This window comes from Sporosarcina soli, assembly GCF_042655805.1.
Lineage (GTDB): Bacteria > Bacillota > Bacilli > Bacillales_A > Planococcaceae > Sporosarcina > Sporosarcina soli.
The window spans coordinates 1,086,030-1,109,168 of record NZ_JBHSNO010000005.1 but is presented as its reverse complement, the minus strand read 5'-3'; the positions used below and the strand labels follow the sequence as shown (position 1 = coordinate 1,109,168).

19 protein-coding genes are annotated in these 23,139 nt (G+C 43.2%); 14 read left to right on the top strand and 5 right to left on the bottom strand.

The annotated features are described in order from the left end of the window. Positions 1–58: 58 nt before the first annotated feature. The 6 genes from ACFPRA_RS09335 (at position 59) to ACFPRA_RS09310 (ending at position 7,200) form a co-directional block, all read left to right on the top strand. Positions 59–781: an Ig-like domain-containing domain gene (locus tag ACFPRA_RS09335; RefSeq protein WP_381433186.1), complete on the top strand. Its 723-nt coding sequence runs from the start codon at positions 59–61 to the stop codon at positions 779–781. 11 nt (positions 782–792) lie between these two features. Next, a complete protein-coding gene (locus ACFPRA_RS09330) occupies positions 793–1,182 on the top strand; it encodes a hypothetical protein (RefSeq protein WP_381433183.1) in 390 nt (129 codons plus the stop codon). A gap of 286 nt (positions 1,183–1,468) precedes the next feature. Beyond that, on the top strand, positions 1,469–3,925 hold the full coding sequence (locus tag ACFPRA_RS09325; protein WP_381433180.1) for an S-layer homology domain-containing protein: 2,457 nt from the start codon (positions 1,469–1,471) through the stop codon (positions 3,923–3,925). A gap of 199 nt (positions 3,926–4,124) precedes the next feature. Beyond that, positions 4,125–5,492: an HlyD family efflux transporter periplasmic adaptor subunit gene (locus ACFPRA_RS09320; RefSeq protein ID WP_381433177.1), complete on the top strand. Its 1,368-nt coding sequence runs from the start codon at positions 4,125–4,127 to the stop codon at positions 5,490–5,492. Continuing rightward, a complete protein-coding gene (locus ACFPRA_RS09315; RefSeq protein WP_381433174.1) occupies positions 5,485–6,684 on the top strand; it encodes an ABC transporter permease in 1,200 nt (399 codons plus the stop codon). The genes ACFPRA_RS09320 and ACFPRA_RS09315 overlap by 8 nt, the downstream gene beginning before the upstream one ends. A 39-nt stretch (positions 6,685–6,723) precedes the next feature. Then, the gene (locus tag ACFPRA_RS09310) at positions 6,724–7,200 is read left to right on the top strand and encodes a hypothetical protein (protein WP_381433171.1); all 477 of its coding nucleotides are present in this window, start codon (positions 6,724–6,726) and stop codon (positions 7,198–7,200) included. A 62-nt stretch (positions 7,201–7,262) separates the two neighbouring features. Here ACFPRA_RS09310 and ACFPRA_RS09305 read toward each other — a convergent pair whose 3' ends face one another. Further along, positions 7,263–7,877 (bottom strand): TetR/AcrR family transcriptional regulator, encoded by a 615-nt coding sequence (locus ACFPRA_RS09305; protein ID WP_381433168.1) that lies wholly within the window; start codon positions 7,875–7,877, stop codon positions 7,263–7,265. Positions 7,878–8,631: 754 nt separating this feature from the next. Here ACFPRA_RS09305 and ACFPRA_RS09300 point away from each other — a divergent pair. The 7 genes from ACFPRA_RS09300 (at position 8,632) to ACFPRA_RS09270 (ending at position 18,088) form a co-directional block, all read left to right on the top strand. Beyond that, entirely contained in the window at positions 8,632–9,279 is a 648-nt protein-coding gene (locus tag ACFPRA_RS09300; RefSeq protein WP_381433165.1) for a GTP pyrophosphokinase, read from the top strand. Between the two features lie 455 nt (positions 9,280–9,734). Beyond that, positions 9,735–11,024, top strand: a complete 1,290-nt coding sequence (locus ACFPRA_RS09295; RefSeq protein ID WP_381433162.1) for a TolC family protein — start codon at positions 9,735–9,737, stop codon at positions 11,022–11,024. 453 nt (positions 11,025–11,477) lie between these two features. Then, on the top strand, positions 11,478–12,926 hold the full coding sequence (locus ACFPRA_RS09290) for an efflux RND transporter periplasmic adaptor subunit (RefSeq protein ID WP_381433159.1): 1,449 nt from the start codon (positions 11,478–11,480) through the stop codon (positions 12,924–12,926). Positions 12,927–12,929: 3 nt separating this feature from the next. Further along, positions 12,930–16,055: an efflux RND transporter permease subunit gene (locus ACFPRA_RS09285; RefSeq protein WP_381433156.1), complete on the top strand. Its 3,126-nt coding sequence runs from the start codon at positions 12,930–12,932 to the stop codon at positions 16,053–16,055. A 489-nt stretch (positions 16,056–16,544) separates the two neighbouring features. Next, positions 16,545–16,853, top strand: coding sequence for a hypothetical protein (locus tag ACFPRA_RS09280; protein WP_381433153.1), 309 nt, complete (start codon positions 16,545–16,547; stop codon positions 16,851–16,853). 220 nt (positions 16,854–17,073) lie between these two features. Beyond that, entirely contained in the window at positions 17,074–17,250 is a 177-nt protein-coding gene (locus tag ACFPRA_RS09275) for a hypothetical protein (protein ID WP_381433150.1), read from the top strand. Between the two features lie 511 nt (positions 17,251–17,761). Beyond that, positions 17,762–18,088, top strand: coding sequence for a DUF3817 domain-containing protein (locus tag ACFPRA_RS09270; RefSeq protein ID WP_381433147.1), 327 nt, complete (start codon positions 17,762–17,764; stop codon positions 18,086–18,088). A 97-nt stretch (positions 18,089–18,185) separates the two neighbouring features. On the opposite strand, the gene ACFPRA_RS09265 is transcribed toward ACFPRA_RS09270, so the two are convergent. Further along, positions 18,186–19,394, bottom strand: a complete 1,209-nt coding sequence (locus ACFPRA_RS09265) for a hypothetical protein (RefSeq protein ID WP_381433145.1) — start codon at positions 19,392–19,394, stop codon at positions 18,186–18,188. A gap of 359 nt (positions 19,395–19,753) precedes the next feature. Between ACFPRA_RS09265 and ACFPRA_RS09260 the strand changes: the two genes are divergently transcribed. After that, a complete protein-coding gene (locus ACFPRA_RS09260) occupies positions 19,754–20,047 on the top strand; it encodes a hypothetical protein (RefSeq protein ID WP_381433142.1) in 294 nt (97 codons plus the stop codon). A gap of 72 nt (positions 20,048–20,119) precedes the next feature. Here ACFPRA_RS09260 and ACFPRA_RS09255 read toward each other — a convergent pair whose 3' ends face one another. From ACFPRA_RS09255 to ACFPRA_RS09245, 3 genes are read right to left on the bottom strand one after another with little or no spacing between them, the layout of a single operon-like run. Beyond that, complete coding sequence (locus ACFPRA_RS09255; RefSeq protein WP_381433139.1) at positions 20,120–20,431, bottom strand: AtuA-related protein; 312 nt, start codon at positions 20,429–20,431, stop codon at positions 20,120–20,122. After that, positions 20,412–21,749, bottom strand: a complete 1,338-nt coding sequence (locus ACFPRA_RS09250; protein ID WP_381433136.1) for an acyclic terpene utilization AtuA family protein — start codon at positions 21,747–21,749, stop codon at positions 20,412–20,414. Before ACFPRA_RS09250 ends, ACFPRA_RS09255 begins: the two co-directional genes overlap by 20 nt. Positions 21,750–21,759: 10 nt before the next feature. Then, complete coding sequence (locus ACFPRA_RS09245) at positions 21,760–23,058, bottom strand: CitMHS family transporter (protein ID WP_381433133.1); 1,299 nt, start codon at positions 23,056–23,058, stop codon at positions 21,760–21,762. Between the last annotated feature and the right edge of the window lie 81 nt (positions 23,059–23,139).

Sequence of the window (23,139 nt, the reverse complement as noted above, 5' to 3'; positions counted from 1 at the left end):
CATTGCATCATTTCTATTATATTATTAGAAGTATTCATACTAAATTGGAGGGGATGACATGAAAAAGTTTTTTGCTATAGTTATTGCTTTTGCCGTAACCTTTTCGCTTGGAAGCAATATAAAGGCAATGCATCATTTTGATGAAAGCACCGATTCGTTAGCTGTCCAAGGAAATACATATGATTTTGCTCATTCGTCTATCGCGAGTACTTCCGAACTATCGGATGGTCAATTAAAAGGGATTCAAATTGAACTAACATCTGAAGTCATGATACGCGGTGAAGAGCAGGCGGTGAAGTTAATCGGTCTCTATAATGGTGGGGCGCAGAAAACGATTAGTCTTTCCGATGTGGAGTTGATCTCAACCGAACCGACTGTCGCTGCTCTATCATCAGGAACGTTAAAAGCTTTAAAGCCTGGAAATACAGTGCTTATCGCGAGATATGGCGAAATGGTGGATTTTGTTACCGTTCAAGTTAAAGATTTCAAAGAGCAATCTCATAAAGCGAATGTGCCTGCAAACAAAATCTGGAATGTACCATTTAATCAACAAATCGATATTCAAACAGTGAAAAATATTACGGTCGTGGATAGCAAGGGAGTAGAAGTACCTGTAACTCACAATTACTTAAACGATAAAAAAGATTCAATCGTCCAAGTCATTCCGGTTAACGGTTATACACCTGGGCAACGATACACCATTTGGGTGAAAGATGTACGATCGTTATCCGGGAAGTCGCTAGAATATTACACGAAAATGGATTTTACGATTAAAAAATAGGAGGAGTTCAAATGAAAAAAATAGCGCTAGCGCTCGTATTTACTTTACTGTTGACTGTAGCAGCGCCATTGACGAGTTCTGCCGATTCCGGAAAAGCTCCAGATGGTTTTTATAAGTTAACTGGAACAACAAACTTCGTTCCGGTGTCCAGTTTTATATCAGGGAAACTAAAATATAAAGTATCCATTTTGACGGATACAGATTATTATTTGATTTTAAATGGAAATGCGATTTTAGCATACGATATCATTTTTTCATCATCAGATGCTGAATTGGAAAAGAATATGATCACTGAAACAGAATTGAAAAGAATGTTTAATGTAGGAATTGATTCTAAAGGGAAGGTCATCCCCGGCGGATTTGTGGATGACGAGGGATTTAGGGCAGAAGAGATTTTTTGAAAAATGAATTAGAAAGACGATTTCTCCAGCCATAAAGTAACATACAAATATCCGCGCAAGGGCTGTCCCATCTGTCATGCATTCACTGACGGATGGGCAGCCCTTTTAACTATCTGTTATTCGGCTGAATTTGACTTGGGATGTCGAGTAGTGGGGGCTATAGGTCCATTTGCAATAACGAAATTTGAACTATATAATTAATAGAATAATAATTTCATAGAATGGGCATTTTAGTGCTATATTACATAAAAACATGTACAGAAACGAATGAGGAGGATGTGAAAAAATGTTCGGTCGGATCAAGTTATACAAGCAAGTTTTAGTGGGCTTCGTCGTGGCGGTGCTTGTCGCTACAACGCTGATACCTGTGGCAAGTGCTGCGACAGGATTTTCTGATGTTTCATCTGCAAGTTCGCATGCTGAAAACATTGAGCGGGCGGTTGAAATGGGACTTATCAAAGGACAAAATGGCAAGTTCCATCCGAATGATGCGATTACGCGTGGACAAGTTGTGAAGATTTTGGCCCGCTATTTGGAAAATAAGCATGGGAAGAAAAGTACTTCGAAAGTCGAGCCTTTTGCCGATGTGACTGCAAAAGCGAAAGACAAAGAGTTGTATAAAGCTTCGCGGGTTGTGAAGTATCATGAAGCGTTTATGGGGGATAACAATCGTTTGCGACCGAGTGAGATCATGACACGTGAACAGATGGCTAGTGTCCTTGTCCGTGCTTTCGAGTTGGAGCCGAAAGCGGGAAATGCAAGGATTACAGACATCGATCAAGTGAGCGAGCATCACAGGCAAAATGTGCGGACGATTGCCAACTTGGGCATCACGTCGACAGCGGACGGTCGTTTTTCGCCTAAACAAGCTGTGACACGTGCACAGTTTTCCAGTTTCTTTGTCAGAACGATTGATGGACATGGTGGTCTTCCGAAGTCTATGAACGGTTTGAAAATCACCAATATCGTTGCACTTGACGATGCCAACCAAGCTTTGCGCATTGATTTTAGCAAGGCTATTACGAAATTGACGCCTGCAGATATTGATATTCGGCACGCGATCTCAGACACGAATTATGCTGTGAAAGCAGTGGAGCTTGCGGAGAATGGTAAAAGTGCTCAAGTTGAACTATTTACCAATTTAATGGCGGACCGGGCAAATGTTGCCGATTATCACGTTACAGTGAACGTATTCGGAGAGGAATTGACGTATTCGTTCAATCGATCCACTTATATAGAAAGTTTTGTTGTAGATATTGATGTGAGTAAAAACAAAATCACATACTACACGGACAAAGGCTCTACAAAAACGATTGATATGCCCGCTACGGCGAAAAACTTGGATCTTCAAGAACTACTCGGTGCAAAAGTCCGTGTTTGGCTCGATGCTAAAAACAAGCCGACTGATGTAGAATTGATGAAGCAGAAAACAAAATACGATGCGATTGAAATTACGAAAATCGATGAAATTCGGTTGGTTTCAGAAGGGAAGACCTATAAAATATCGACAGACACCTTCCCGAATGCCCCCAAGAAGAATCAATTTGCTTTCTATTTAAATGGACAGAAAGCCGAAATTGGGGAAAAAAACGATCAGAAGAAAAAAGTGAAGGTCAAAGATCGCTTCAACTTTGCCAAAGTGAGCTTTGATGATAGAGGAAATATCGTATTTGTAAGTGCCTATAACTTGAATGAGTTTTTAATAGTCGATCGAGTGCAGGACAAAGACGTGATCGGCTATCCTGGAGAAGGGACGGGCGGCATCTTCAATGCGAAAGACGCGACAATCATTCGGGATGGCAAGGCTTTAAAACCAAGTGACCTACGCCGTGGGGATGTAGTGTTCTTTAATAAGGAAGCGAACAAGAAGAAAGGTTTTGCAGAAGTTGCGGGACCTGTCGCCAAGGGAGTAATCGATGCTGTTTCTTCAAGCGAAGTCCGAATCGATGGTACGACTTATCGTTTGCACGAGCTCTCCAAGTTGGAAGATTACAAAGTGAACTATGGCGCTGCCGTTTATCTTCATCCTGATGGTAAAACGGAAATGATCGACTCCGCTATTACCAGGGCCCTCCAAAATACAGGCACTGTAAAGGTCTATGCAGACCGGGCAGGCAATGTGGTCTATATCGAAGGCGGTCCCGTGAAAATTGAACGCAATCAAGCCATTGCCCTTTTACTCGCAGACATTGTCGGCAATAGACAATCAGGTCGGGAGATTTTTGAAGTGGATGCCCTCCTTGCAACGGGCGAGAGAAGGTGGTTTACTTCAGACTTGGATAGCTTGGATAGTATCATCGTGGATGACATAACTTATGATATTAGTAAAAATGGTAAATGGAAGGCGGAATTTGTTTACAAGGATGCTAAAAATCAAAAAGAACCAACGACAATTCTGCTAACCAGTAAAAATGATAAAAAAACAGTGAAAGTACCGATGGATAAGACGAAAGGTCAACTCGTCCGCTTGCATATGGATCGGGATCATCGGAAATTGGAATCGATGGAGTTCTTTAAAAAGCGTTCGGCTAGCAAGAAAGCAGTTGTTAAATCGAGTGACACCCAGATTTCGGGCAAACGGTTGAATCCGCAAACGATTGTCTTTGATACAGAATATTTCAATTCAAAAGATATCAAAGTCACAACATGGGGCGCTTATAAGGGTTCTGCTACAGTCGCCTCCATGATTTATGACGAAAACAATGCGATCATTGCATTCGTGACGGACAAACCACCAAAATGATGCGATAGCAAAGCCGGAAGTATTGCAAAAAATAAGGATAAAAAATCCTTCGAAGTCCTTTAGGGCTTTGGAGGATTTTTTTCATGACTGTTGTCCTTGTCTGCCAAGAATTACTATGTTACTATCATTCTAGTGACCATAGAACTGATTTTGAATTTTGGTCAGAACGATAAGGATAAGGATTTAGGGGGGCAAGGATATGAAATATCTTCGAATAATCGTCTTGTCGGCAATGGTACTGCTGATCGGGTCGGGTATTTTTGTTTTATCGACAAATAAGGTAGAGAGCAAGTTTGCTGGGAAAATGGAATCGAATCCAACGGCCTATCTCGAAGCGACTCAGTTACATGCCAGTTTTAAAATGGGAGGACGTGTGAGCGAGATACTTGTGAAGGAAGGCGATGTCGTCAAGAAAGGTCAAGTGCTGGCACGCCTTGAAAGTGAAGAATTGCTCACGAAAGTTGCACAGGCTGAAGCGGCGGTGGAAGTGCAAAAAGGCAAGTTGGCAGAAGCGCAATCTGCCGTACAAATGGCTCAAGGAAAAGTGGGGGAAGCGGAAGCCTCAACAGCGGCCGCGGCAGCACGGAAATCACAAGGAGCGGATGCTGCCCGCTTAACGGCTCAGTCTGTGGAAAAACAGGTGAAGGAAGCGCAAGCGGTTGTCAAAGTAGCGGAAGCAAAATTGGCGGCACTTCAAAATGGTGCTAGAGCGGAGGAAAAACAACAAGCTAAAAGTAAATTGGAAGCAACTAAAAAAGCGCAAGAAACGGCTCAAACAAATCTTGAACGCCTCCAAGCATTATATGAGGAGGGCTTGACCTCCCAAGCCGCATTGGAAGAGGCGGAGATGAATTTCAAAAAGGCGAGCTCGGAATATGAAGTGGCAGATCAAGCCTATCAAATGGTGACAAAGGGACCGCGCCAAGAGGAAATCAATGCCGCAAAGGCGCAGCTTGAACAAGCGAAAGCTGTATTGGAATTGGCAGAAGTGAGTCGCGGACAGGTGGCTGTTCAGGAAGGTGACATTCTTGTTGCGGAAGCGGGAATCAAACAATCGGAAGCGACCATTACGTCGGCGAAGTCCGGTATCTCACAGGCGGAAGCATTAGTACTTTCCGCGCAGGCTGGACTACAGCAAGCGGAGGCGAGCCTCGCTGAAGCCCAAACCTATGTCAGCTACATGGAATTACTGGCCCCTGCAGATGGGATCATTGTGTCGAAATCGGCTGAGACGGGTGAGCTTGTAGGATCTGGATACCCGGTGTTTACAATTGAGGCACAGGAGGACAAATGGACAACCTTTTATTTCCCTGAAACAGATGTGACGGCCCTCAACGTTGGACAAGAGGTACAAGTGCGCTTGCTTTCAACTGGGGAAGAAGTGGAAGGGAAAATTGTTCAAATGGAGCCAGCTGCTAGTTTTGCTGTGAAAAAGGCTTCTCAAAGTTTAGGAGAGACGGATATCCGTTCATTCGGCGTGAAAGTCGCCTTTCCACAATTGCCGGAAGGAATTGTGACAGGAATGACGGTTCAATGGAGTGAACAAGGGGTAAAGGATAATGAATGAGGCTGGATTGAAGATCGGTGATGTGATTAAAGAAGAGTGGATGAATATTTTCAAAGATAAGCGTTTGCTGGCGATGTTAGTATTGGTGCCGCTTTTATATTCAGCCATGTTTGCGTATCTTTACTCCAATCACACCGTGAAAGAGATGAATACGGTATTATTCGATCAGGATAATAGTCAACTTAGTAGGCAAATCGTTCAGTCTTTTGATCAATCTGAATCATTCAAGGTAACCAATCTCGTGTACTCAGAGTCCGAGATTGAACAGGCGATTGCGCTTGGCGAAGCAAAAGTCGGGATTATCATTCCGAGTGATTTTTCAGCCCGCCTTAAGCGTGGGGAAAGTCCATCCATCCTGACGATGATTGATGGTAGCAATATGATGATCTCGAATTTAGCGACTCGTTCCGCCAACGAAATCATCAGTACCATCGGCATGGGAGCGTCTGTTGAACAGTTGCAACAGCAAGGTTTACGCAGTGAAGAAATCACAAAAGTGTTTTCACCGATCCCGTTCAGTTACCGGGTGCTTTATAACCCGACATTTGACTATAGCGTATTTCTTGTGTACGGTTTAATCGGGACGGCGCTTCAGCAAGTCTTGTTATTAGGAATTGCGTTAACGGTTACGCGTGATAAGGAACTGGGGATTTGGGGGCGTTTTTCAAATTGGAGAGAGCAACCATGGAAAATCGCCTATGCAAAATGTGCACCCTATTTTTTGATCGGTGTTCTGAATACGTTTGTCGCCTATCTCGTGGGGATTTATGCCGTGCAGCTTCCTTTTAGAGGACAAGTACTGCCCTTTCTTTTATTGACAATCAGTTTTGCTTTTGCTTTAATTGGTCTGGGTTATTTAGTAAGCCTGTTCTCAGAAAACCAGCTTGCATCTACTCAATTGGCGATGCTGATTGCGGTACCGTCGTTTCTGTTATCGGGCTTTACATGGCCGTTTGATGCGATGCCGACATTGTTGTCGACGATTGGGCATGCATTACCTTTAACGTATTTTCTCGATGGAGTCCGAGAAATCTTTCTGAAAGGGAATGGTTTTGTTACCATTTGGAGAGATCTCGTCGCCTTGTTATTGATGGGATTGGTTACGTTCTTCATCGCGATGGTCGTGACAACATTCAAGCGCTATTGGGAGAAGAAAGAAAACGAGAAAATGTCAAGTTCTAACGCCATGTAAGACGTTAGAAAAACTGCACTCAGCAGAGGAGGATTTACAATGAAAAAACTACTAATTGTATTTGTTGCGATGTTAGGATTGGTACTTGCAGCGTGTAATGGACAGACAAAAGAGGAAACGCCGGAAAAACCGGGCGTAGAGACACCAGGAGAAACAACACAGACGCCGGAAGAAACACAGACACCAGAAGAAGCACCTGAAATTTCAAAAAGCGTGATTGAAAAAGCGGTAACTTCTACGAAGGATAACATGATGATCGAAGATGCGACTGCTGAAGTGAAGGACAATACAGTGAACCTTTTCGTCACTGTATCGGATGCTTCAATTGATATGAAGTATGCGGAACAGACAGGTGAAGAGTTTGCCAACTTGCTAGCTTCTAATTATGCTGAAGAAAATGCATCTGCTTCCAAGCTATGGGATATGTATGACCTGACCATTACGATTGGTACAGATAAGGACAATCCGGTAATTAAAGGTTCGAAAACAACAGATGCTGATAAAATTAAGTGGTAAATTAGATGAAAAAAGATCCTCTTAAGCCAGTCATGCTTAAGAGGATCTTTTCGTTTAGCCCATCATTCTTTGGCTAGCCCTTTTTTAATCATATCAATTTCGGTCGTATAGTTTTGTAAGGATTCTTCAAAGGATAATTCCAACGCGAAGTTTTGAATGAGGTTTTGAAACGTGATGGCCAGAATAATTCTGACGACATGAAATAATTCATGTTCATCTGCAATGTTCAATTTATCTCGATTGATCAAGTCAAGATGTTCGATTTGTCGGCATTTTGCATCTTCCATATTTACATTTTTGGCAATTGTATTTTCCACTTTGTGATTCATATTTAAAAAGGCGTTTTTAATAAACATACCGTAATCTTGGTTTTGAAAATCCGTTAACATACCTCGGAACATTCCCTTGAAAGAGTCAAATAAGTCTCCGTCATTTTCTTGTAGCAGGGAAATGAATCTCTCCTCGTTCTGTTTGGCGTATTTCTCTAAGATAAAGAAGAATAAGTCATCCTTGTCCTCGAAGTATTGATAGAAACTGCCTCGAGCAATTCCTGCCTGTTTAACAATGTTGGAAATGGACGCTTCGTTTAATGGGACACGTGAAAATTCTTTCACCGCCGAATCGATTAACGTCTCCTGTTTATCTTGAGGTAAATTAAAAAAGGTTTGTTTAGGCACTTTTTTCCTCCTGGTTATTTAATGTATAATCTTGGTTGCGAATCGAACAGCAAAGGGTTCGATTTGCCGTATTTTTGCGGTCTTTGCAAAAATTAAGGCACTTTCCTTTTAGGGCGTCGAGCACTTAGACCGTCTTCCTTTATTCGTTCAGCGGGCGTTTGAACACCTACTGAATGAAGATAAATGAGTAAAATTATGGCACGAACAAGTACAATCTAATAGTAAATGACACGGTGTCACATGTCAATGATGAAGAAGGGCTATCCCATAAGTCAGAAAATCGGCTTATGGGATATTTTTTTGAAAAACGTCAGAACCGTGTCCAACTCAGAAAAAGTAATGACGCATTGTCATTTTACAGTTGACATATGACACACCGTCACTTACTATAAGTGCAGAACAGCAAATGACACACTGTCACTTGTTTAACTTGATTCAGCAGAAGTCCCCCACTTCCATAAGTGGCGGGATGAATGCTAGAAAGCAATTCAATCAGAGTGAGTTCAAACTCCTTGCTGATTGGAGGAACTCAGGCTAAGGTCGCCGCGTCCTGCGGCAACGCCTGAGTGACCAACATCCTGTTGGCCCAAGCCTCCGGCGGATGTCACAGATTTTGAAAGGAGTTAATTGGTGCCTTAATTTCTGCAAAAAGCGCAGAAATACGGCAAATCGAACCCTACGCTGTTCGATTCGCAATTCAAAATCTGGACACAATCACGCCGAGGCGCGATTGATTGAGAAAGGGGGATCATAGATGAATGTAATGGAGAAAAAGCATACGGGGAAAATTGAAATAGAAGATGTGAAGCAGTGGAGTCTTCTCCTATTGCCCTATAAATTTGCGTTAGATGAGTTAAAAACAAAAATGAATATCATGGCTGAAGAAACCATGTATATGAATGACTCCAATCCGATTGAACATATTAAAACGAGAATAAAAAAAGTGAACAGTATCCAAGCGAAATTGGAAAGAAAAAATATCGCGCCTACCATGAGAAATGCGAAAGACTATATATTCGATATTGCAGGAATGAGGATTGTTTGTTCTTTTATCACGGATATCTATGATATTTATACAAGATTGTCAAATCGAAAGGATATTAAAATTATAGAGGTAAAAGATTATATAAAGTCTCCGAAAGCGAACGGTTACCAAAGTTTACATATCATTGTCCAGGTACCCGTGACATTATCGCATGGCATCGAACAGGTTTATGCGGAAATCCAGCTTCGCACGTTGGCAATGGATTTTTGGGCCAGTCTTGAGCATAAAATTTATTACAAATATGACAAAGAAATCCCTGAAAACTTAGAGAAAGAACTTCTCAAAGCAGCGCAAACAGCCAAATTGATGGATGAAAAAATGATGGGTATTCGGGAAGAGGTCAGAAGTCTGTCTTAATCCGGTAATTTTTGTACTAAAAGCGTCAGTTACAGAAGCCCCACATTCCTAAACTCTATGAAAATATGGAATATCAGTTTATTTAGAAGCATAGTTTGGGTGTTGAAACCGATTGTGTGAGACGATTCATGTAAAAACTTTGTACTCTCGGTCTAGCTGATTCAAATTAACAAAACCTCAACAATCAAGCTGAATTTTAGAGGAAAAACCGATTATTAGTTGTATTGTTTAGACTGTGAGTATAAAATGGTTGAGTAGCTGGAATGCGTGTTTGAAAAGTATGGATAGATAGAAAATCATGGAGGTTAAAAAAGAAAATAACAAATCCAGACTATAAGTTACTTTATATACTTGTAAGATTACATAGTCATTTTAAGATAATAGAAATATATGATACCAGTTTGTTATAATAAAATAGGTTTACTAGCACTAGAAAAGTAGAGAGGAATGGTTGTATGAAAAAAGGTACTGCGTTGGGACTAGCATTGATGTTGGCACTCCCAAGTATGTCGACAGTCGCATTGGCAGATGGAGTGGAAGAAATTGAGGATGTCAACGTAACCGAAGACGGTGAAAATATAGAAGATGGTGAAATTGTTCTAGAAGGTGAGCTTGAGGAAGAAGGGCTAGAGGAAATCGAAATGGAGTTAATCGATAGCCTCTCACTCGAAACGGTGCTTGACCTTGCACTTGAAGATAATTACTCTCTTTTACTTCTAAACTATCAACTTGAACTTCTCGAAAGCCAAACAGGCGGGACAAGCAAGGACTACGGTGAAACAGTTTTCGATATTCGAGATTTGGAAAGAACGAAAAAACGCTTGCAAAAGGCTGGAGGTAGTGCTTCATTCGCGGAACGACTTCAAATTCAAAACCAGCTAGAAGCATTGCAAGATAAGATCGATGCAGTTGAAGATGCGCTTGACCAAATGGAGTCAGGACAACTTTCATTGATCTACTCGGAAGAAGAAGCGAAAGAAAATATTAAAATGGCAACGACTGCGACTTATATCCAATTGTTAATGGGGGCGGAACAGCAAGAATTGCAACAGAAAGCTCTGAACCTCAAAGAAAAAGAAGTCGCAATGAAAAAGCGTCGCTATGACTTAGGTCTTCTTTCCCGTGATGAACACTCAAAAGAATTACGCGAAATTGAGCGCCAAGAAATCCAGCTCGCATTAGATAAGAAAGAATGGGATAAAAACCTGGCGGAATTCGCGCTTGACCTAGGGATTGTCTATCATCCGGACTTGACGCTCCAACCACTCAATTTGGAGGAATTGGAGCTGATTGAACAAGAGACCGAAACTCAAGAGCTCATTGAAAACTCGTTCAAATACAAAAACCAGCTCAATACGATTGAACTGGCTGAGAAACAGCGTACAAGAGTCCATGAAGATGAAGACTCGAAATCGTATGACAAAAATCAGGCAGATATCAATGTGAAGATTGAAAAAGAGAAACTCGAACAGTTAAAAGTGGATATGGCCATTTCTATCAGACAACTATTCTATGACGTTGAAGATGGTTTCCAAGCCATCAAGGATGCAGAGCGCGAATTGAAGTTTGCTAAAGAAGACGACCAGACGTTAAAACGTCGTTATGAATTAGGACTTGTTTCTCGTGCAGATTATGAACTGGCTTCGATCCGTTTGGACCAAGCGGAGCTGTCACTTGGTTTAGCCAAAGATGCCTACGTCTTGTTGACGAAAAAAGTCGAATTGCTTGAGGCAGGCGTCATTTAATGATCACGAACTAACTCGTAAGCTAGAAGTGAAATGTGTATAAGAAGCGGAACTGTGCGGCGATCGCCAGTCCGCTCTCTTCATTTGTCCCGCATTAACGGGCAGTAAGACTCCCACCTCAAGAGTTAAGTAAAACGATAAGGATAGGTGGGAGATCAACTGCCAATCGAACAGCGAAGGGTTCGATTGGCCTTAATTTCTGCGCTCTTTGCAGAAATTAAGGCACTTACAGGAGGCCGCGAACTTAAGTTGCCTTCCTTCAGTAGGTAGTTTGGACATCCGTGTAAAAGCCCGATTGGTTCGGGCCAACACGATGTTGGTCACACAAGCGTTGTCACAGGACGTGACGCTTTTAGCTTGTGTTCCACTCAATCAGTGGGGGATGGGGAACCCCACCCACTGATTGAAGTTTCACTTTATGTATAGATTGTAAAGGGAGGATTCGATTCTGAGATGAAGCGAAAGAAAAATAGGAGAATACTAGGCTTTTTATCCATTATAGCGGTTATGGCTGTAGTGGCTGGCTGTAATAAGGATGAGACGTCGGGGGAAGAAGAGCCGGTTGCGAAAGAAATTCCGGTTGAGGTTGCGGAAGTGACCTACGGAGCCTTAAGTGATAGCAATCGATTAACCGGAACGATCATTCCTGAAACGGAAGTGGACGTCGTTCCTAAAACGGCCGGCGAGTTTAAAGAAATCAAAGTGCAAAAAGGGGATATTGTTAAAGTTGGTCAAGTCCTTGCGCGCCTTGATGATACCGCTGAACGAAACGCAGTCAAGCAACAGCAGGCCGCTTTAAAACAAGCCCAAAGTGGTTTGAAAAGTGCACAAAGCGGTTTGCGCAATGCACAGAGTGGAAAGTCGAAAGCTGAAAAAAGTTATTCACAGGCCCAAGCATCTGTGAGGCAAGTCGAGGCTTCCTTAGCAGAAGCGCGTAAAGCTAAAAATGACAATTTGGACAACATCGAATTCCAAATCAAAAATGCAAAACTGGCTTGGGATCAAGCGAAACAAAACTTGGAACGTATGAAAGCTTTGCATGATGAGGGACTCATTTCCCAACAAAATTACGAAGACGCTGAGAACGGAGAAAAGAATGCCAAAAATGCTTATGACCAAGTCGTTTTGAATAAAAATCAAGCGAGCGGAGATTTAAGTTTACAGTCGCTGGAGGCATCTTTAGACCAATCCAGAATCGGATCAAGCATTGCGCAATCATCGATTCAAGATGCGGAGATCGGGATTATGCAAGCCCAAGCAGCTGTAGAACAAGCCCAAGCGGGGGTCGAGCAGGCACAACTGGGTGTCGATTCAGCGAATGAGCGATTGGATGATAAAGTGATTGTTGCGACTGCATCTGGAGAAGTGACACAAGTTTCAGGTGAAGTGGGTGCGATGGCGTCCGGTCAGCAACCCTTTGTAACGATCGTATCCATCGATACAGTAGAAGTGAGTGTCAATGTCCTTCCGGATCAATTATCCATTTTTAAACCGGGTGCAACAATTGACGTCGAAGTGAACGGAATGAAAGAAAAATTCAAGGGAACCGTTTCCTATGTTTCTGCAGTAAGTTCCGGCTCTGGCTTGTTTACGGTCGAAGCGCGAATCGACAATCCGAATCATTTGATTCGACCTGGTATGGTGGCTACGATTATCGTGGATGAAGTATTGGCGTCCGATACGATCCTTGTTCCAACCACTGCAGTGATCCAGAAGGAAGGGAAATCGGTGGTCTTTACGATTGCTGATGGAACTGCCGTGTTAAAAGAAGTGGAAGTTATCCGTTATGGAACAGATTTAACTGCGGTAACAGGTGAGTTAAAAGAACATGAAGAAGTCGTTATTAAAGGACAAAACCTCCTGAATGATGGAGATTCCGTGAAAATCATGAAGGAGGACTAAGCTTTGAAACTGATTAAAGGTTCGATAAATCGTCCTGTCGGGGTCATCATGGTTGTTGTGCTCGCACTCGTTTTAGGTTTTATCTCGGTTCGAAATTTAGCCGTGGATTTATTTCCTAAAATGGATTTGCCGATCGCGGTTGTGGTCACGAGCTACCCGGGTGCTGCCTCACAGGAAATTGAAGAATTGGTTAGTAAACCAATAGAATCAGCGGTTGGAACGCTTGAAGGTATCGACACGATCCAATCCATTTCACAACCATCTTCGTCGATGGTGATTTTACAGTTTGACTATGGAACAGATATCAAATCGACTTTAAATGATATGAGGGAAAAGTTGGATCCTGTCCGTGCCCAATTGCCGGATGGCGCGAATGCCCCATTGGTCATGCGTCTCGATCCTCAAGCGATTCCAATTCAGACGATCAGTTTAACTGGGGCAGATTTAAGTGAATTACAAGTCATCGCTGAAAACGAAATCCAGCCCGAATTCGAGCGTGCACCTGGAATTGCTTCCGCTAGCATTACAGGTGGATTGAAAAGGGAAATTCAGGTGAATTTGGATCTTGGAAAGATGCAAAACTTTGGGCTTTCGGGCCCTCAAGTTGCCCAAGCATTAGGGGCAGAAAACCGCTCTATTTCGGCGGGGACTGTAGAACGTGGCGGTGAAGACGTTCAAGTACGGATCGACGGTGAATTTACTTCGGTCGAAGATATTATGAACACCAAGATTGCTCTTGTCAGCGGTGAGACGATTAAAGTGAGAGATGTCGCTGAGGTAGTAGATACATTTGAAGACCAAACGACAATCTCTCGTGTTAATGGAGAAGATACACTGACATTCTCCGTTATGAAGCAATCGGATGCCAATACGATCAGTGCAGCAAATGAGATTAATCGAGTCATTGACAAGTTAAATCCGAAGTTGGAAGAACGCGGTTTGAAATTGACAACGACCATGGATACATCCATATTCATCTCAGACTCGATTAACTCTGTTATGGTCAATATGGTTGTCGGATTTGCCTTAGCAATGATTGTCTTACAATTATTCTTACGGAGCATTCGAACGACGTTGGTCATTGGTCTGACGATGCCATTATCCCTGCTCACGACATTTACGCTCATGTACTTGACAGGTGAAAGTATCAACACCATCTCAATGGGTGGTTTGGCAATCGGAATTGGTTTGATGATTGACAGTGCCATCGTTATTCTTGAGAACATCTTTAAAAAACGGACGGAAGGCATGCCGATCAAAGAAGCTGCATTGGCAGGGGCGACTGAATTAGCACCATCCGTCATTGCGGCAACCTTAACGACTGCGGCGATTTTCGTACCGATGCTCTTCATCAGCGGACTTGCAGCGCAGATGATACGCCCACTTGCATTGACAGTCGTCTTTGCGGTATCGGCAGCACTTATTGGTGCCATCACATTCTTGCCGATGATTTCCTCTAAATTTTTAGGAAGTGTATCTGCATCTTTCGACAGTGAGGAAAGTAAGGGATGGTTCAATAAGCTGTTAAATAAGTTGACGAATAGTTATGTCAAGCTTTTGGAAAAAGCTTTAAGAGCCCGGAAAAGAACGATTGCTATCGTTGCGGCAACTGTAGTCGGAAGCTTGTTTCTTGTCCCCTTCATCGGATTTGTCTTGATGCCATCTGCCGATAGCGGAGAGATGCAAATCAATGTGGAGTTACAACCAGGTACGCAACTGGCCGAGACAGAGAAAACGGTTCAAGATATTAGCGAACGTCTGACTCAATATGACGACATCATCGATATGACAACTGTAACCATTGGTGGTAGCTCGATGGGAATTGGCGGAGGCAGCTCCGAATATGCGAGTTTTGCCATTAAATTTGTCAAAGCAAGTGAACGGGATTTATCGACATCGGAGTTGATTGGTGAAGTCGATACTATGCTGAGTGATATTCCTGGCGCAAAAATCACCGTGCAAGAGAATGATCAAGGGATGGGTACGGGTTCTCCAATTCAAGTTGAAATTTCGGGCGATGACTTGGCTGTCCTAGGCGATCTATCTCAACAGGTCGTGTGGATCCTTCAAGATATAGACGGTACCCTCAATATCGAAAGTACTTCTGCGGAAGGGCGACCGGAAGTTCAAGTCATCGTGGATCGTGAAGTGGCCAGTCAGTATGGACTCTCTTATCAACAGGTCATGAACGGAATCAGCATGGCTTTCAGTGGACAAGTCGCTACAAAATATAAAGAAGATGGCGATGAGTTTGACGTTCGGGTTGCATTCCCGAAAGAAAGTACACAAACCATTCGTGATTTGGAAACATTCGTCATTCAAAATAGCGAAGGCGTCCACGTTCCGATTACGGCTGTGGCAGAGCTCAAGCAAGTCCAAGGTCCGACCGAAATCAACCGGAAGAACCAAAAGCGACAAGTGAATGTCACAAGTGATGTAATCGGACGTTCTGCAGTGGAAGTATCACAAGACTTGAATGCGAAGTTGAAAGAACTTGCATTGCCAGAAGGTTATGAAGTAAGTACGGGCGGGGAAGCGGAAGATATTGCCGAGGAGTTTACGGCGCTAGGGATTGCGCTCGTACTAGGCGTTGTGCTTGTGTACATGGTAATGGCATTCCAATTCGAATCCTTTACCCATCCGTTTGTCATCATGTTCTCCCTGCCAACGATGATCATCGGGGCGATGGTCGGACTCTTTGTCACCAATATCCCGCTAAGTGTCACGGCATTTATGGGAATCATCATGTTGGCCGCGATTGTGGTGAATAACGGGATTATCCTGGTTGACTATACCAATATCTTACGATCACGAGGAATGGAAAGAACCGAGGCACTTATTGAATCGGGACGTAGCCGACTTCGTCCAATCCTGATGACTTCCGTCTCCACCATCTTTACGATGATCCCAATTGCTTTTGCATTTGGGGAAGGAGCGGAATCCAACCAGCCGATGGGTGTAGTTGTTGTATTCGGTTTAGCTGCTTCAACAGTATTGACCCTCGTTTTCGTACCGGTTATGTATGTAGTCATCGATAATCTGGCGGAAAAAACAAAGAACAGATTCAGTGGAGAAAAAAGGTTAAAGAGGAAAGCTAATAAGTTAAGCCTCAATGGGAAAAGCGAATAATAATCGCTTTAAAATATAAGCAAGACTAGAAGTGTCAATCAACCGAAATTGAAATACTGGTGTTTAATAGACATAAAAGGACACAGGGCAGCTGCCTTGTGTCCTTTTGGTATATTTACTTTTGTTGGTTCAAACACAATTGTGCTTACTACTAATTTACCGCCTATTGGAGTTAGGAAAATAATTTTTACGCGTTCTATCCTTCGTGAGAATTGAAATTTGAGGGGAATAAAACTAGCAAATTTGCAATATGCCTTTTTTATTTATTTCAAAACGGCATTATCGACTTTTCAGTACATTTATGACAATTTATACCCTGAAATTGTTGGTGTATGGTGGATGAAAATGGAAACAAATTACCGCCAAACTTCAAAATCCTACAATTAAAGCAGTAAACCATCGCTAGGTAAAATCACAACGAATTCTTCCCTAATCACTATTAATTCACGGTGAAAAACCCTTATACTATAATCTATAGGAGTGGGTCATATGGACAAACAACTTATTGAAATGATGGGCAAAATGATGGAACAGATGAACGGTGTACAGTCAGATGTCCAGAGTTTGAAAACAGAGATGAAGGATGTTAAAACCGATATCCGAGACATAAAAACCGAGATGCATGAACGGTTCGATGCTGTTGATACAAATTTAAACGGTGTCGGTCGTCAATTCGAGGAACTATCAAAAAATACGGTTCAGTTATGGAAAGATATGAAGAAAGAGCTGAAGTACATCACATACAAAATTCATGCCTTGGATCGGGAAGTATTTATGCGAACCGATTCATTGCATTGAAGAAAATAGGATAAAACCGAACTAATAAGTCCAATGACCGAGAAAGGTCGAAGGGCTTTTTCTTATTCAATGAGGCAACTAATTCTCTAATATTTGAATAAAATATGACACACTGTCGTAATGTATTGACATGTGACAAAGCGTCATTTATTATGGAAATAACCTGAGAAATGACACGTTGTCATTTGATGGGATCACTTTAGCTAGAAGGAGGACTTTTTTGAAAAACAACGATCGGAAAACGGAACAAACTCTTCTACAAAAGGGCTATTTGACGACTGCCCAAATTGTGAAAAAGCTACAATTACAAGGAATTCAAGCGGATGTGTGCAAAAGAGTAACAATTGGGCTACTCGCTCCGTTAGAGAATCCCCGAGAAAGCTTAGACATTCTATAAGATGGGTTAAGCAACCCGAAATCTGGGTTGCCCATTCCCAGAGGAATATTTAACTTGATTCAGGAGAAGTCCGCCATTTCCATAAGTGGCGGGATGAATGCCAGAATGCATTTCAATCAGAAGAGTCTAAACTCCCTGTAGCTGACGCTTCGCTTTCAGTAGAAAAAGATTTGCTGAATAGAGGAACTCAGGCTAAGGTCGCCGCGTCCTGCGGAAACGCCTGAGTTACAAACATCCTATTGGCCTAAGCCTCCGGCGGATGTCACAGCTTTTGAATTGAGTTAATTGCGAATCGAATGGTTCGGTTTGCCTGAAATTTCTGCGTTCTTTGCAGAAATTAAGGCACCAGCCATTAGAAAGCGCAATTCAAAATCTAGACGTAATTGATAGTAGAAAACTGTAAGGAAGAACTTGCTCTGTGAACGTTCAGTGAAAGTCCTTTCTTTTCTTGTACTTGTTCTGATGCTACTTCTATAATGGGAATAGACTAGTAGATTAGGAGTGGAGATTGATGTTGAAAACGGCCTTAGGGCGATTTCGATTGATGGGTATATTGGAAGGTGGCTCGTTATTGTTCCTCTTATTCATCGCGATGCCTTTAAAATATTTCATGGATATGCCAATGGTGGTCACTGTCGTTGGAATGATACACGGGGTGCTGTTCACCATCTACTGTATAGCCATTGTGTATACGACATTTGCAGTGAAATGGCCAATCCGATTTTTCTTCGGTGCATTTATCGTAGCGTTTATCCCGTTTGGAAATTTCATTTTAGATAGTCGCCTGAAAAGGCTAGAAAGTAATTTGGCTTCGGGGTCTAGGTTACAATACAATTAAGTCTACAAATTCCATATATACTAATCAATCCGGGACTGTACGATTGTAGTCTCGGATTGATTAATAAATGAACGAATATCTTATTCATTATTCCAATTCACCAATCTTCATGTACCCGGAAGACGATATGACAAGTTGCGTTTCCTGAAAGACTCGTGATCGCTAATGTCACCGGAGTTGTCCCATTCAAAACGGTATCGACCGGAAAGCGTTGCTGCGCTGAATGTTGCCCGCCTTTGGCAAACCCGCTCATCAGTTTGATCCCGGTTGAGGTATTGATTGCGGTGGCGGAAACATCTGATTGGCAACATGTTTCTGCTGATGGAGTATCGCTAATATTGCCAAAGGAAGCCCCGGTCAGTGTAGAACCGTAACGCAATTGCCATCTTAGATCGTTACTGGCTAGGATATCGAAGCTGCTAATTTGTACATTCACCGAGTTATTCCTGTTTGAACCATCAGGAAAAATGCTTTTTCGTCGGAAACTGATGGTCGGAATAAAGGCACCGGCTCCTACCGTCATATTTAACCGGCTTTCTGAAGTGATTCGATTCGTTGGGACAGTTGGTCCGAGAATCGCATAATATCTTCCCCTCACGTTTGCGGAAAATACACCGCCAGCCCCTCCATTTTCGACCTGCACACGAATGACTTGGTTCGGATCAGAAAGTAAAACGCCGTTCGTATTTTGGGCCTGGCGATGACAGACGACGATTTGCTGGAAATTTAACGTGTTCACAAATACGATCCGGAACTCGATAATTCCGTACTCATAGCCAAATCGTATTTGGAACATTTTCCCGACTGTTGTATTAAGTTTAAGTTTACTTGGTCCTGATCCATCCAGCCGGTCTACATTCCAAGAGGATTGATAAACCTTAAATATTTCGACGCCGTTGTTAAGGACCGCAACAAATATCCCCGTGGCGTCTTGACCGAAGTAGGCACCATTGCTTCCATCAAAATAACCCCAAGTGGCTTTTTGGGTACCCGTCGGAGCCGTAGGAATACGGACGGAAACCCCGGCTTCGAACGAATTGCCTGGGAATAGCTTACCGCGTTCAGTGGTATCTAAAATGGCTGTAGCATTTGGGGAAGTGGTCGTTGCGACTTGATAGAAGCCTTGTGTATTTGTAACTGTACCACTCCCTGTGGTGGAAATGACATCCCTTACTGCAGAAATGCCGTAATTGGATGTATAGTTGAATAGAGGCGTTGCTTCAGCGGTTTGTAAACGATCGAACATCGAATTTAATGTCGGAGAAATTCCTGTAAGATTGATAACGGGCCAAATGAGATCTGACACAAGTGTTCCCTCCCTAAAAAAAGATTCTTATCATATGTATTCCATTGCGGATCGTTAAAGAATTGAAAATGCGAGTGGACAAAGGAATCAATTACGCATTGATGCGATTGGTTTATAAAATAGAAGGAGTATTTTAGCATGCGATAAGATTGGAAGAGTTAAGTTGCATCAGACGGATTGGGGAAAGAGCGTTTCTCTGAAGGGGCACAAAGGCCGATTAAAAAAGGCTGTTGTACATGATAGTATACGGAACATATACTGCAATTGTATTGGAAAATATAAGAAATCAATCGGGTCGTATCTCGGTTGATTTCTTATTTGTATGTTTCTCCTAATGACAACTGGGGGTGAAATTAATTATGAAATTTTCCACTGCAAGATGGATAGCTGCTATTTTGGGGATTTCGGCAACGGTGGCCATCACTACTTATTTCATGCTAGATGCCAAAGATCGGATGATTCCCTTCTTAGCGCTGATTATCAAGCCGTTTATGATGATGACGCTGTTTCCCCTCGTTATTTTACTTCTTGCGATGCTCATTGCAGAACAAAAGAAAGAAGAACAAGTTTCCGGTCAAGTATTCAAGCGCTCGATTGTGATTGTCACTGCACTCTTTTGTTTTAAGCTATTTACACGTTATTTTTCGAACTGATCACTCCGTTGGATATTATTAGCCATCTCGAAAAAATGTCCACCCGTTTGTCAGGTGGACATTATGCAAAACCTATATCTCAATCTCCATCCCCAGCAATGCATAGCTCAAACTTTTCCCATGGGTGTCCATGCTGAGCGAGGTGGTGACGCCGCCGAGTAAGGCATGGTGACAAACGAATTGAAGTGCGGAAATGTTTGGGACTTCATAACGGATGATATTTCCATCGACAATTTCTGTTAAATGTTCCTTTACTTTTTCCGCGGTTACTTTTTCATGTAATAGCTCGTAATCCTTTTCTTCATACGGAATTAGGGAGAGGATGAGCGTATTGCCTTTGTCGCCGGCGCGGCTATGGGCGAGTTCATATAATTTTTTCTTCATATTTCACACTCTCCCTTATGTTGACAGATGCCTTTATGTTGCTTCGCGGGATTAAGGTCGACACGATCCCAACGACTTCATTTGTATATTTACGGGCGCCCCCACCGGCAGCTGGGCCGTTTGTGTACAAGGCTTCGACTTCTTCGCCGATTTTTTCCGCGGCTTCTTTCGTTTCTGCTTTGCCCACTACGCGCAGCCGGATTTCATAGGGTTCTTCCAGTGCTCCAAAGTTTGTACGATGGACGGATGAGCTGCCGATATAATCCAGTCGAAGTTCGGGGAATTCGCCTTTTAGCCGTTCATGCAGAATTTCGCCGGCGAGTTCTGCTCTACCTAACGCATTGGGCCCGGCATAGGAGATTTCGCCTTCACCTTGGAATCCTGCATGGTAGCCGACGCTTACTTTCAAAGTGTTTGGCTTCGCTTTCCCTTTACAACCGGAAACTTCGATGCGGTTTGCGGCAAGCTCCTTCAACCGAACCGTTGTAAAATCAGCACTGACATCAGGGGTGAGGTATTCATTCGGATTGGTCACTTCATACAACAGCTGTTCTTTCGCCGTTGCCAATGAAATCTTGCCACCCGTTCCTTCCAGCTTGCTGATGACGGCCGTACCATCTGACGCAACATCCGCATAGGGGAATCCTAAGTGGGCAAGGTCCACCACATCTTTTTTCCCCGGGTCGGCAAAATAGCCTCCGCAAATTTGCCCGCCACATTCCAATAAATGGCCAACGACTGTCCCTTGTGCAATCCGATCCACATCGTCCAATGACCAGCCAAAATGATGGACCATTGGCGCGACGAATAACGACGGATCCGCCACACGGCCGGTAATAATGATATCCGCGCCAGTCTCTAATGCAGGCAAGATGGCTTCGACGCCGAGATAGGCATTGGCGGATAGTAATGATCCGTAGGCAGATATGGGGGTCTGATCCTCTAACGTCTTTTCATTCGGTCGAATGAGTGCAAGGACATCATCGCCCGTTACAGCCGCCACTTTTATGGAGATCCCAAGGTTGCGCGCCATTTCCGCCACTTTTTCAGCCGCCCCCACCGGATTGGCGGCACCCATATTGGTGATGAGTCGTACTTTATTTTTAGAAAGAATAGGTAAGAGTAATTCCAATCTCTTTTCCAATAAAGGATCGTAACCCAATAACGGGTTATTCAACTTCCGTTTTTGTGCCAACGCAATGGTGCGTTCCGCAAGACATTCCAATACTAAGTAATCCAACTTTCCTTGTTCAGCAAGAAGTACGGCCGGTTCCAATCGGTCTCCTGAAAATCCTGCTCCTGATCCGATTCTGATCATTTCAATCACCTCAAATAGATATCGCTCCTGTTAGTAATGCAATGATGGTCATGACAATCGTTGTCCCGAATGCCCATTTGAAAATGAATTTTTGGTGCTCGCCTAAATTGACCCCGGTCATACCGACAAGAATGAACGTGGAGGCGGTAAGCGGGCTTAATGGAAAGCCGGTCGTCATTTGGCCAAGAATCGCCGCGCGTCCGATTTCAATCGGATCAATGCCGAAATTCACAGCGGTTTCCGTGAGAATCGGCAGCACACCGAAATAATAAGAGTCCGGTGTGAACACAAAGCTGAGCGGCATACTCGTGATGGCGACGAGTAAAGGCAGGAAGTTCGCGATTTGCTCCGGAATGACTGACACCAAAGAAATGGCCATGGCGTCAATCATTTGCGTGCCTGTCAAAATGCCGGTGAAAATCCCTGCCGCAAAAATCATGGAGGACACCATAACGACATTGCCTGCATGATTCGTCAGCCTTTCTTGTTGCGCTTCGAAACTTGGATAATTGACAAGCAAAGCGATCACGAATGCGACGAGAAATAAAACCGGCATCGGCAGCCAGGCCATCACCAATGCAACGAGAAGTAAAACCGTTAATGCCAGATTGAACCAGAACAGGTTATATCGCTTCACTTCGGCAGTAGCCGCGTGCTCCATCATGAACCCTTCCTTCTCGAGATTCAAATCGATAATCCCCAGTCTCTCACGCTCTTTTTTTCCAAGCCAATAGGCTGAAAACAAGACCCACGCGATTCCTGCAAACATGGCAGGTAGAACGGGATTGAATAATTGGGTTGAATCCGCTTCGAGTACACTCATCGCTCTTGCCGTCGGACCACCCCAAGGTGCAATATTCATGACGCCTGCCCCCAACGCAACGACACCCGATAAAACGAGCGGATTCATCCCAAGCCTTTTATAAATAGGAAGAAATGCCGAAATCGTTATCATAAAAGTCGATGCACCATCTCCATCCAATGCCACAAGCATCGTAACAAGCGCTGTCCCGATGACAATTTTCAACGGATCCCCTTTCACAATTCGAATGATCCGTGAAATGATCGGATCAAATAACCCCGTATCCATCATCAGCCCGAAATATAATACCGCAAAGCCAACCATAATCCCCGTTGGTGCAACTTTTTGAATCCCTTCTAACATCATCGGTCCCATTTCTGGACCAAACCCGCCGATCACCCCAAAAACGATTGGTACAAGGACAAGCGCCACAATGACGGTCAGCCGCTTTGTCATAATCAAAAATAGGAACGTACCGATCGTCAAATAGCCTAATAATGTTAACATCGAATCCCCCCAGTTCCCTTTTAATCCTTCCCTTTTTCTTCCTGTCACCGCCTTTTTCTCTATGCGGTTAGTGATGCAAGA